The sequence below is a fragment of the Bacillus sp. BD48 genome (assembly GCF_046566805.1).
Taxonomy (GTDB): Bacteria; Bacillota; Bacilli; order Bacillales; family Bacillaceae; genus Bacillus; species Bacillus safensis.
On sequence record NZ_JANGFM010000002.1, the window covers coordinates 505,352 to 518,145 of the forward strand.

Genomic DNA, 12,794 nt, shown 5'->3' on the forward strand with positions numbered 1-12,794 from the left:
TGTCTTTTGGTGAGAAGTACTTTTTTATGTTAACATATTCATAAAAAATTTATTTAAATATCGATGGAATAAATGGACAACATTGAAAGGTTGAGTGTTTTGATCCGAAAATGGTTTAACAAGCTTAGAAAAAAAACACATGAAAATAATCAAAGTCAACCGCAACAACACTTGAAAATTCCTGATATGGAGTATTACTTTATTACTGGAAGAATTAAAGAAAAATATGGTGGTATGACAAAATCGTTATTGTTACGTGCGAACCTATTTGGGTTAAAGAATATTTCATCTCATTTTTTAACCTTTTCATATGATCAAGAATTTCCTCGGAAAGTGAAAGGGATCATTGACAAACAGATAGTGGATCCTAAAATGACAAAAATTCAAAATATGTATATAGATTTCCTTATTCCAAATGGTAAACCAAAGGAACAGTATGTGCCATCTTATCACGCTGACAATATCAATAAAGTGGTATTTGATCATGAAGATCAGTCTGTTCGTTTTATTAGGAATGAAAAATCAAATCAAATAGAGATGATTGATTATTTTTATCCTAATCAACAATTGGAGAAAAGAGAGGAATATAATTCACAAGGACAGTTGCATAAAGTTTCCTACTTTTCTCAGGAAACTGGCAATGTCTATCGAGAATTATTCATTTATGAACACACATATATTTATATGAAAAAAGAGTATGCTGATCTCAAAGAAGATTCTAAAAGTAAATTGAGGGACATCATATGGTATTCCCATGAAGGGATGAAGACCTTTAAAAGTGAAAAAGCATTAAGACAAGAGTGGCTTACGACTATTCAGTATAGAAATGATCGAAAAAAACTCTTTTTAGTTGATAGTCGGAAGCAGGATAAGTATGTGTTTCAATTAAAAAAAAGAAGTTCTTCTTACTTCTCAGCAATTATTCACAGTAAACACTATGAAACAGAAAAGACAGAATTACGTACTGATTATAATGAATTATTTACACAAATAAAAAAACAAAAAGTAGATGCCGTTTTCTTTATCACCGAAGAGCAAAAAAAAGACGTAGAGAAACAATTCGGTCATCAAAATATATTCTTTTTAACGCCACATACATTAGATCGCTCGTCACATCAAGTACAAGATCACTATATTGCTGATCCATATAAGGTTCTGATGATGGCCAGATTAACCAAAATAAAAAATGTCAAGGATGCCATTCGTTCGTTTCAATTTGTCATAAAAGAAGTACCAAATGCTAGGCTTGAAATCTTTGGTTCAGGTCCTCAAGAAAAGCAGCTAAAACAAGAAATTAAAAGATTAAATTTAGAACAGAATGTCTTTTTAAAAGGATTCACACAAAATCCCGATGCTGAATTTAGAACAGCTAGAATGTCTATTTCTACCTCTGTCTTTGAAGGCTGTCCATTATCTATCATGGAATCAATTGTTAACAATTGCCCTGTGATTACGTATAACTATGATTATGGTGCTAGCACGCTTGTTAAAAATAATGTGAATGGCTTTGTTGTTGAGCAGTATGAAGTGAAACAGCTAGCTAACAAAATCATTGAATTGTTGAAAAACGATGAACAGTATCAGATTTTTTCAGAAAATTGTCAGGAGATTGCAGAGATATATTCAATCCCTAACTATTATGAAAACTGGACAAAGGCACTTCACAAAATGATAGAAGTTCGAGAAAAAAGAGACCAAATTAAACGGATGATAAAGCCCATTCATTTTAAATTAGTAGGAATTGATGTTCAGCATCATGTTCTTTCGTTAGATTTTCAAATGAAAGGTATTATTGAAAAACAAAATAAGGTTATATTAGAACTTGTCGGTTATGATCGGCACAACCACGCTGAGCTGTTCTCTAAAGAAGTCGAAAATTTAAAGGTATCATTTCCTATTGGACATGCATCCATACAAGAGGCATTGAAACGTAACAAAACAAAATATGTTGATTTCTATCTTAGAATGAGAGACGAAGAATACAATGAAATCATTAAGCGTTTACCAATTGCCGAGAATGTGCTTAATGAAAAAGATGTGTCCAAAGTTGACGGTGTTTCTTACAAGACAATTAAAGGGAATTATTCTTGGAAGGTGAATAAATAATTTATAGAAACTTTTATTTACTATACATCGTGTTATAAGTATGAGAAGAGAATAAGATTTTGATGAACAGAGGAGATAAATGATTAATGATTGAAGAGACGGTTCAGAAGAAAAGTGTCGTTGAGAGTTTAAAGAACGACGACCAAAAAATAAGAATTTTGTTAAGGATAGATGATGAGAGACCATTAGAGGGTCGATTATTTTACTTGCTCATGAGAGAAAGGGTCTCAAAGCAGGAAGTTTACCTTCCTCTTAAACATCTAGAGGAAAATCAGTTTGAAATAGAGATTCATGAAGATTCTTTCCCGAATAAAATGGAACAAGGCCAAACGTATAATTTGTATGTGACGGATTTTTCTGGAATGATGGATAGTAGTGAGAGCGAAGATGAAACCGAAGACTCCTCATATGATTCAGATGGAGATGACGAAGAGGCTGAATTAGAAGAGGAAGAAGGCAAAGTCATAAGTGAAAATGACAATCCATATTATAAGTGTCGTCTAAAGCTGGATGTGGAAATGTCTGAACTCTGCTTCATAGAAAATAAAAACACGCTGCTCCTTGCTGTACCATATCGTACAGATAAAGGTAATGCTTCTATTAAGATCAAGCGAGAGATGAAGATCACGAAAACGAGTCACCTATCACTTGATGAGACCAATGTTCTTACAGTCAGTGGATATTGTGGTGTCATAAGTGCTGAGCACTCTTATCGAATCAAAAAAATTCAAATTCTGTTCAAAAGGGACGAAGTTGAACATCGGTTCCCTGTAAACTATCAGCCCAAAAATGATATTAATGGTTATAGAACGGATGGGGAAATGCCAGAAATATTTCCATTCAATGTTGAAGTACCTTTAGACGAATTAACCTATTCTACAGATAAGAGATATAATTATAGAATGTATTTCGAATTTATATGTGAAGTTAATGGAACAGAGGAGACTTTAACAACACCATCTCTTGTGTTTGGAGATCGATCTAAACAATTAAAGGGACTCGTCCAAATACAAAAGAAGAACAAGGTACCGATTCGATATGAAGTGTACCGAAAGAAAAAAAGACAAACGCTTGGCATCCGTATTAATGATTACACAATGAAAACACGTGCCAAGTATTACGTCAAAAGCAAATGGAAGAAATTCAAAAAGCAGATCGGCAAAGTCAAGAAAGTCCGTAACCGCCTTGTGACAAGAACGTTTAAAACGACCTTTAAGCTGGCGAGTAAGCTGTCTGTGAAAAAGAAAACCGTTGTATTTGAAAGCTTTAATGGAAAACAATTCAGTTGTAACCCGCGTGGGATTTATGAGTATATGAAAGAAAATCACCCTGAATATACGCTGATCTGGAGCGTTAAAAAGGGTCATGAAGCACCGTTTAAGGAAAAAGGCATCTACTATATCAATCGTCTTTCATTGAAATGGATCTTTGCGATGGCAAGAGCTGAGTATTGGGTTGTAAACAGCCGTTTGCCGCTATGGGTTCCAAAGCCAGATCACACAACATACTTGCAGACTTGGCATGGTACGCCGTTAAAACGACTGGCAATGGACATGGACGAGGTGCATATGCCTGGAACAAACACGAAGAAATACAAAAAGAATTTTACGAAAGAAGCATCGAATTGGGATTATCTCATTTCTCCTAATGCCTACTCGACTGAAATCTTTACACGTGCGTTCCAATTTCAAAAGACCATGATTGAATCAGGATATCCGAGAAATGACTTCCTTCACAATCAGAACAATGAAGAAACGATGAGAGTACTGAAACAAAAAATGAACCTGCCGCTGGATAAAAAATTGATCTTATATGCACCGACATGGAGAGATGATCAATTTTACAAAAAAGGGCAGTACAAATTTGATTTAGACCTTGATCTGCATGAGCTGAGAGCTGCTATCGGAGATGAATATATTATCATTCTGCGTATGCACTATCTAGTTGCTGAAAACTTTGATTTAGGGCCGTATGAAGGCTTTGCCTATGACTTCTCTCATTACGAAGACATTAGAGACCTTTATATGATTTCTGATTTGCTCATCACAGATTACTCATCTGTGTTCTTTGATTATGCAAACCTCAAACGTCCGATGCTGTTCTATGTACCAGACATCGAAACATATCGTGACAAATTGAGAGGCTTCTACTTCGACTTTGAACAAGAAGCACCAGGACCGCTTGTGAAAGAGACATCAAGCGTGATTGAATGGGTAAGAAAAACAGAACAGCCGACCTTTACATTACCAGCTGCATTCGCACCGTTTTATGAGAAATTCTGCTATTTAGAGAGCGGAGAGTCATCGAAGCGTGTGGTGGAAGTAGTGTTTGATAAATAGTCAAATAAATAAAAAACACCTATAAGTTGATAAAATCAACTTATAGGTGTTTTTCTTGTCTTTTAAATAAAAATGAAGATTCGTTTATAACAAAGATTAATCATACTTACTAGCTAGAAAAATTTTTTTTTTGTATGGTCCTTTTTAGATATCTCTTAAATCTTTTAAGAGAATTGAGATTTTTTCGAGCTTTATTTTTTAACATCTTTATTTTTTTGACACTTATCGTGAATACGTAATTTCGCACTAATGTTTGTATGGTTGCTACCTTTATATTTTGAAGAGTGTTTTTAGAAATCCTTGTTAAGGAAGCGATTATTGAATAATGATCATCTTTTAAAGAAGAAATTTCATTAAAAATTCTTTCGCAGTTTTTGTTATCAGTGTACGTTAGAATTAAATCTCTTCTTTCTTCGACAAATCCTTTTTCTTGGAAACCATTATGAATTGTATGAATAATCTCACTAACTAAGCTTGTTTGATCCTCTACAATTTCACCTAGAAAAGTTTCTTCCTTACTTCTTAAAATACCCTTATTGAAAAATTCTTCAAAATCAAAATGATAATATATCACTGGTTTTTTCATAAAACTGACATCAAATGACACACTAGAATAATCAGTAATAAGGAGAGAGGCTCTCATTAATAATTCTTGAACGTTTACTTCACCCAATTCCAAAATAGAAACTACATCACTCTTATATTTGTTGAAATAAGAGATATACGGCTGCATTCGATAATGTGGATAAAATAATAGTTTCACTCTATGTTTTTTTAATTCTTGATGCAGTTTTTCATCTTTTAGAATTGAAATATACTTCTCGTAATAATCCGATTTTAAGAAAGTTTCTTCTGTATTGAGCCATTCTCTCCATGTTGGCATGATTAAAATTTCTCTATCACCATTATGATCTGTTGTCTTAGAATTAGCTAAATGATCAAATCTTGATAAGCCAGTCACCTTAACCTCTGATTCCTTGTAACCAAAATGATCCATCATCATTTTCTTTTCATAAACCGAGCTGACACAAACTATATGAAAAGGATATTGATAGAAGAATCGATGATATTCAGCGGATTTTCTCCCCATTACACCGTGTTGCAAAAAGATTCTTTTTGCTTTCTTAGTATGTTGATACTGTGGTATTTTGAAAGGAAGAAAATATTCTAAGTCATGAGAGCCGATAAAATGTGTGGCTTGTAATGTTTTTTCAATATGTTCAGCTGAACCAATTGTCAGTACATTTCCAAGGTGTTCAATATTTCGAATATCTTTACTTCCTTCTTCTATTGCATAATAGACTTCCTTATCAGGGTGTTTTTCTCTGCAATATTTGAAAAAGTGATAACCTGTATCTTGAGCAGTATCGGGTCTTTCACCTATAATCCAAATTTCTTCTCGATTTTCGCTAATTTGATCCTCAGAGATTGTGGATGTAAAAGGAAGAACTTCTAGTTTTAAATTCCCTTTAGGTGTCGTTGAAGAGAAGTTGAAAATTTTATTATCATCGTTACTAGTATATTTAGTAATAGAAAGATATTTGTCTTTCTTATAAGTGTACTTAACAAAACCTAGACGTCTATCAAATGTAAATTGGTCTGTATCAAATCTAATAAAGAAATCCCAAACACCTTTGGTTTCAGGGAGTGTGGTAGTATCAAGCATTACTTTAAAACCACAATAAGTGTAGTCTTTCTTGTCCCGTTTATAATGATAAGCAAAGGTTAAGTCCTTTTTATTTTGTACGGGGACAGATATTTCTTGTAACGATGTGCGTTCTTTTAAGACCAACGTTCGCTTCACAGTATTTGGATGAGGCATCTCTAAACCTCTTAAAATAGCAGCGCCTTCAATTTTTAAATGATGACCACGAGATTTCTTTACTTGATAAAGATTTCTGACAGTTCTTGCTTTCCTAACTGTAAAACTTAAGTTTTGGTTAGCATTTCGATGTAATCCTACTTCAAAAGGAACTTTCTCAAAAATATTAAGAACGTTATTTTCATCAAAAGTTAATGGGTTATTTGATAATTTGGCAAAAACTGTTTTATGGTTTTTTTTGTTCGTTAATAAAAAGAGCCAGTCGGATTGCTTCTGACTACCTTGCTGTAATGTTTCAATGATATGTTTAAAAGGGATCTTTAAAATAAAATCTTCATCATTCATACGTTTCACTTTAATTAAAATACTGTTGTTTGTATCGTGAATGTTTATCATACGAATTTCGGAAACATGATCATCTAATAAAGCTAATTGTTCTTTTGGTATAGATATCTGCGCATGCATAGTCTGGTTTTGAATGTAGCTCTCTTTAAAAGAAACGAGCATGCTCTCCTGCTTTACATCTACAATTAATCCATTGTTTTTCTTTTTGAATTGACAAATAAAAAGGTCATCGGCTGTTTTAAATGAGTTTAAAAAGTTTAATTTTAATTGGGTTTTGATGAATGATCCTAATAATTTACCTTCTATTTCTTCATAAAAATGGATTTGCCAGATGCCCTCATATATAGTATGAAGGCTAAGTGATGTTAAGTTTAGGTTAGTAGACCACTTTCCATCTTCTGAAATTGAATCAACAGGAAATAATATTTTATCTTTTGAAGGTACTCTATGAAGAGCGATAAAGAATTTCCTTTGATCTAATGGGGTATCTATGTCTAAAATGTTTGAAACACCATTCATTGTTAGATTATAATTCTCAAGCGTGAAATCTATCGCATTTGTTTTGTATAAGCTTGTTCTTTTTCTAGCATTTAAAACTTCGAAGGTTATTTTCGTTTGTAAATTCTCATTACTTGTTCTTTTAATTAGAACAGCTAAATCTCTATGCAGTATTTTCCTTTGCCATTTGTGATGAGCGGCATATTGTAGCTGAGAAAGTGTTCCCGATCCGTCTGCTACAAAGATACTGAAAGAAGAGCCTTTTAGAGGGAGAATGTCTTTAGCACGTATTTCGGCCACGTAAAAACCATCTTTATTCTGCTGTAGAGGGAAATCAAATGATTGATTATCACGAATGAAATGTATTGTTTTTAGGTCTTTTTCATCATATGAATGTATAAACAAAGATAAGATAGAGTCACTAGTTAAAATACTTTCTAAAGAAACCATAGTCTCTCTCCTTAAAATCTAGTTAATAATATACTTTATAATAGTAAAAATAATACTGAATAACTATAAAATGGATAATAAGTTAAGTGGATCTGATCATATAGTCAAAATAGTTTAACATACATTATTCTGAAATGTAAATATCATCCCAAATTTGTTGATATCATATGATCAAGCAAATAATTCCTGTACTTATGTAGGATAGCATCTTTGTTTTGACTTTAAAGTGAAAAAATAAACAACATCTGTTACAATTATGAGCGGTGCTTTTAATTTTAATGGTACTCAAAATTTTTTCTAAGGAAGATAACAATGAACGCAATGTTGACGATATTGAAGGAGCAAATCAGCTCATTTCCGCTGATTATGCGGCTTGCTATTTATGAAACAAAATCAAAATATCAGATGAATTATTTAGGTGTTTTATGGCAATTTTTAAATCCGTTGATTCAAATGCTGGCTTACTGGTTTGTTTTTGGTTTAGGAATTCGCGGAGGACAGCCAATTGTTATCGGAGGCATGGAGGTTCCATTTATCATCTGGATGCTTGCCGGATTAATACCGTGGTTCTTCATTAGTCCGACGATTCTTGATGGATCAAATAGTGTGTTTAAACGCATTAATATGGTATCCAAAATGAATTTTCCGATTAGTGCGCTGCCGTCTGTGGTCATTATGTCCAACTTATTCAGCTATTTTGTCATGATGGGTGTCTATCTCATTGTGCTGATTTCTTATGGCATATATCCTGACGCGCATTGGCTACAATATATTTACTACCTTTTATGTATGATCGCGTTTATGTTTTCGTTTAGTTTGTTTAATTCAACAATTAGTGTACTTGTAAGAGACTATCAATTTCTTTTACAATCAGTGACACGTTTGCTTTTCTTTTTGCTGCCGATTTTTTGGAATATCTCAGAGAAGCTCACTGGAGACAAAGCGTGGATAGGAGATATTTTAAGACTGAATCCTCTTTTCTACATTATTGATGGTTTCAGAAATAGCTTGTTAAAGGGAGAATGGTTCTTCCATGATGTGAAATATACACTTTATTTCTGGCTGATTACGCTTCTTCTTTTAACAGTCGGTTCATTGCTGCATATGAAATTCAGGGATAAATTTGTCGATTTTCTTTAAAAAGTAAGGAGATTATACGATGAAACTAAAGGTTTCGTTTCGAAACGTATCCAAGCAATACGTCTTATATAAAAAACAGTCGGACAAGATCAAAGGGCTGTTTTTACCTAATAAAAATGAAAAAGGTTTCTTTGCTGTTCGTGATGTGTCCTTTGATGTCTATGAAGGAGAGACGATTGGTTTCGTGGGGATCAACGGGTCTGGTAAATCCACGATGTCGAACCTTCTGGCGAAAATCATTCCCCCGACAAGCGGTGAGATTGATATGGACGGACAGCCTTCGTTAATTGCCATTGCGGCAGGGCTGAACAATCAGTTAAGCGGTAAAGACAATATTCGTTTAAAATGCTTAATGATGGGTCTAACAAATAAGGAAATTGACGATCTTTATGAAAAAATCGTAGAGTTTGCTGATATTGGAGACTTTATTGATCAGCCTGTAAAAAGTTATTCAAGCGGGATGAAATCCCGTCTTGGTTTTGCCATTTCCGCACATATTGATCCAGATATCCTCATTATTGATGAAGCGCTGTCTGTTGGAGACCAAACCTTCTATCAAAAATGTGTGGATCGCATCACCGAATTCAAAGAACAAGGAAAGACGATCTTTTTTGTCAGTCATTCCATTAGTCAAATCCAAAAAATCTGTGATCGGGTTGCTTGGATGCATTATGGTGAACTTCGTATGTTTGATGATACGAAAAAGGTTGTGAAAGAGTACAAAGAGTTTGTTGATTGGTTTAACAAGCTTTCCAAGAAAGAGAAACAAAAATATCAGTTAGAACACAAGGAAGGTCGAAAAGGCCTACAAAAGACAGAGAAGGTCACGAGGTATAATGACACTGGGAAACGACGTTCATTTTTTGGACCGGCGTTTCAAGTCACCATTATAGCTGTTTTAACCATCTTGCTTGCCCTTTCCATGTTTTCGGATCGTCCGCTTCGTACATTGGCGACATTTGGTGCAATTCCTTCAGGTAAAACAGAGACTCCTCAGTCAACGAATCAAGAGACGAAAGGCGCCCCTGATGACATGAAAAAGATTGATCAACAGGCCATAGTCACAGCTGATCCAATGACGGTTTATACAGACAAAGCCATGAAAAAAAAGGCAGACGTCACATTATCGTTCGGTCAAGAAGTAAAGGCTGTGGCTAAAAATAAACAAGCTGTTCAAATCAAAACAGCATCAGAGATGTATTATGTGAAACCTGATACGCTGCAAAGCGCAGATGAATTGAAGCCATTATCCATCGGGCCAGCACAGTTTAATTCCTACGTATCACCCGCATCTGCAGGTTCGTATGAGTATTTACTTTCTTTCCTTGGTAAAGAAGAGTCTGTGCTGAAGCAAAGAATGCAAACACTTAGCTCGGTCAAAAGTGAACAAGGCGATACCATTGAGCGGCTGACCACTGAAAAAACCGATTATGTGATTGAAAATAGTCAGGCGAATACGATGGTGTTCCGTGAGATCATGCCCATCTCACCTTCCACACTTGGGCTGACAGAACAGAATGTCTGGATGAATGAGAAACGAACAAAATTCGCAGTGAAGGGCGAAAACAACCTGTTTGTCATTGATAATGAACAGCATACACTGACTATTTCGTTGATCAAATAAAAAGCTGCCGAAGCCGGCAGCTTTTTTAATTTACTTCCTCTTTTTCGAGAAGCTGTTTCATAAATGGAATGAGTTTCTTTTTTAATTCTTCATCCTGAAGAGCAAACTCAAGCGTCGTTTCAATGAATCCCTGCTTTTCGCCGACATCGTATCGTTTCCCTTCGAAATCATAGGCGAATACGCGCTGTATGTCATTTAGCTTTTGAATGGCATCTGTCAGTTGAATCTCTCCGCCTGCGCCAATCTCTTGCTGATCGAGGTACATAAAAATCTCTGGCGTGAAAATATAGCGCCCTAAGATGGCTAGGTTCGATGGTGCTGTTCCTTGCGGCGGCTTTTCAACAAAGTTTTTGACTTGATAGCGGCGTCCTTCTTGTGTAAGAGGGTCGATGATCCCGTAGCGATGCGTATCGCTGTCTGCCACTTGCTGAACACCGATGACAGATGAAAGAGTTTTTTCGTATTCATCCATCAGCTGGCGCAGCCCAGGTGTTTCGGCTTGAACAATGTCATCACCTAATAAAACAGCAAAAGGCTCATCACCGATAAAGTTGCGTGCGCACCAAACGGCGTGTCCGAGTCCTTTAGGCTCTTTTTGACGTATGTAATGGATGTCAGCAATGTTAGAGGATTTTCTCACTTTTTCTAAAAGCTCGCTCTTTCCCTTTTCCTCAAGATTGCGCTCTAGCTCTGGTGCAAAATCAAAATGATCCTCAATGGCTCTTTTTCCTTTTCCAGTGACGATAATAATGTCTTCGATTCCTGATTCAACAGCTTCTTCAATAATATATTGAATGGTTGGTTTATCAACGATTGGCAGCATTTCTTTAGGCATCGCTTTTGTTGCAGGGAGGAAACGTGTCCCAAGACCTGCAGCTGGTATTATGGCTTTACGTACTTTTTTCAATGAACTTTGCACCTTCCTTACATATAGAAAAAAATGATGTGACCTTCATTTTTCATCCTTCATAAAGTGTAACTTACAAATGATAGAAATGACAAATGATTTACGAGAAAGATTTAAAACCAATTGTAAAGAACTTGTGTAAATATTTATGTTGAAAAGAGTAAAGGTGATGTAAAGATTACGAATAGAATGATTAGGATTCGTTCTTATTCTTTTGTATAATGAACAACATATAATGAATTGAGAAGAAAAGAGGCATCGACTATTGAAAACATTACATGTAATGACTGTATTCGGGACGAGGCCTGAAGCGATTAAAATGGCACCCCTTGTCCTTGAGCTGAAAAAACATCCACAAATTAAATCTTCAGTTACTGTGACGGCTCAACATCGACAAATGCTTGATCAAGTGCTAAAAGCTTTTGATATTACGCCAGATCATGATTTAAACATCATGAAGCAGCGCCAGACATTATCTGAAATCACATCAAATGCACTATTGAAACTAGATCAATTATTCCAAGAAGAAAAGCCTGATATTGTGTTAGTTCATGGAGATACAACAACAACCTTTGCAGGAAGCTTGGCTGCATTCTACCACCAAATTTCAGTCGGTCACGTTGAAGCGGGTTTAAGAACACACAATAAATACTCGCCGTTCCCTGAGGAATTGAACCGACAAATGACAGGCACGATTGCCGATATTCATTTTGCTCCTACAAATGAGGCGAAGCAGAATCTTTTAATTGAAAATAAAAAAGAAGAAACCATTTTTGTGACAGGGAATACTGCGATTGACGCATTGCAAACAACGGTTACAGAGCAGTATCAACACCCTATTTTAGAGAAAATTGGTACAGATAAAATGATCTTGTTAACGGCTCATCGCAGAGAAAATCTCGGCCAGCCGATGAAAAACATGTTTAGAGCGATTAGACGTGTTGTAGAAGAGTTTGAAGATGTTCAGGTTGTATACCCTGTACATTTAAACCCCGCTGTTCGTGATGCGGCTCAGACAGAATTCAGTGATCTTGATCGTGTGCACTTAATTGAGCCGCTCGAAGTCGTTGATTTCCATAACTTCGCTGCTAACTCACACTTTATATTAACGGATTCTGGCGGTGTACAAGAGGAGGCGCCTTCTCTAGGGAAGCCAGTATTAGTGCTGCGTGATACAACAGAACGCCCTGAAGGCGTGAAAGCTGGCACACTTAAGCTTGCAGGTACAGATGAGGAGACCATTTACAACATGGCAAAACAGCTGCTAGTCGATCAGAAAGAGTACGACAACATGTCGAAGGCGTCTAATCCATATGGTGATGGACAAGCGTCAAAACGAATTGTCGAAGAGCTTCTCCATCGTTTTGGATTAAGTGAAGAAAAACCAGTTCCATTTCAATCATAAAAAAAGAAGACTACATTTCTGTAGTCTTCTCAGCGTGTAGACAAACCCTCGCATTCGTTGTCAGTCCTGCGCGCTGGTGCTCACGAATGTCAAATTCGCTCCGCGCCAGTGCTCGTTCTTCCTAGACTGCAAAGGTTTTCTACCACGCTGAAAAGAAG

The 12,794-nt window shown here is 35.7% G+C and carries 7 protein-coding genes; 5 read left to right on the forward strand and 2 right to left on the reverse strand.

What is annotated here, in order from left to right; genetic code table 11:
• The first annotated feature begins 72 nt into the window (after positions 1-72).
• Positions 73-2,106, forward strand: a complete 2,034-nt coding sequence (locus ACLGGR_RS07555; RefSeq protein WP_410972817.1) for a glycosyltransferase — start codon at positions 73-75, stop codon at positions 2,104-2,106.
• Between the two features lie 86 nt (positions 2,107-2,192).
• Positions 2,193-4,445: a CDP-glycerol glycerophosphotransferase family protein gene (locus ACLGGR_RS07560; RefSeq protein ID WP_410972818.1), complete on the forward strand. Its 2,253-nt coding sequence runs from the start codon at positions 2,193-2,195 to the stop codon at positions 4,443-4,445.
• Positions 4,446-4,554: 109 nt separating this feature from the next.
• Here ACLGGR_RS07560 and ACLGGR_RS07565 read toward each other — a convergent pair whose 3' ends face one another.
• On the reverse strand, positions 4,555-7,560 hold the full coding sequence (locus ACLGGR_RS07565; RefSeq protein ID WP_410972819.1) for a CDP-glycerol glycerophosphotransferase family protein: 3,006 nt from the start codon (positions 7,558-7,560) through the stop codon (positions 4,555-4,557).
• A gap of 312 nt (positions 7,561-7,872) precedes the next feature.
• On the opposite strand from ACLGGR_RS07565, the gene ACLGGR_RS07570 reads away from it, so the two are divergent.
• Both ACLGGR_RS07570 and tagH read left to right on the forward strand, forming a co-directional pair.
• Positions 7,873-8,700 (forward strand): ABC transporter permease, encoded by an 828-nt coding sequence (locus ACLGGR_RS07570; protein WP_410972820.1) that lies wholly within the window; start codon positions 7,873-7,875, stop codon positions 8,698-8,700.
• Between the two features lie 19 nt (positions 8,701-8,719).
• Positions 8,720-10,324, forward strand: coding sequence for a teichoic acids export ABC transporter ATP-binding subunit TagH (gene tagH / locus ACLGGR_RS07575; RefSeq protein ID WP_410972821.1), 1,605 nt, complete (start codon positions 8,720-8,722; stop codon positions 10,322-10,324).
• 25 nt (positions 10,325-10,349) lie between these two features.
• Here tagH and galU read toward each other — a convergent pair whose 3' ends face one another.
• Positions 10,350-11,231 carry a UTP--glucose-1-phosphate uridylyltransferase GalU gene (galU, locus tag ACLGGR_RS07580; RefSeq protein ID WP_008343198.1) on the reverse strand — a complete coding sequence of 294 codons (882 nt, stop codon included), beginning with the start codon at positions 11,229-11,231 and terminating at the stop codon, positions 10,350-10,352.
• A gap of 265 nt (positions 11,232-11,496) precedes the next feature.
• On the opposite strand from galU, the gene wecB reads away from it, so the two are divergent.
• Positions 11,497-12,636, forward strand: a complete 1,140-nt coding sequence (gene wecB, locus ACLGGR_RS07585; protein WP_410972822.1) for a non-hydrolyzing UDP-N-acetylglucosamine 2-epimerase — start codon at positions 11,497-11,499, stop codon at positions 12,634-12,636.
• The last annotated feature ends 158 nt before the right edge of the window (positions 12,637-12,794 follow it).

Coding starts and splice junctions, on each gene's coding strand:
- tagH (WP_410972821.1), top strand. CDS start 8,720: ATGAAACTAAAGGTTTCGTTTCGAAACGTATCCAAGCAATACGTCTTA.
- ACLGGR_RS07570 (WP_410972820.1), top strand. CDS start 7,873: ATGAACGCAATGTTGACGATATTGAAGGAGCAAATCAGCTCATTTCCG.
- ACLGGR_RS07560 (WP_410972818.1), top strand. CDS start 2,193: ATGATTGAAGAGACGGTTCAGAAGAAAAGTGTCGTTGAGAGTTTAAAG.
- ACLGGR_RS07555 (WP_410972817.1), top strand. CDS start 73: ATGGACAACATTGAAAGGTTGAGTGTTTTGATCCGAAAATGGTTTAAC.
- ACLGGR_RS07565 (WP_410972819.1), bottom strand. CDS start 7,560: ATGGTTTCTTTAGAAAGTATTTTAACTAGTGACTCTATCTTATCTTTG.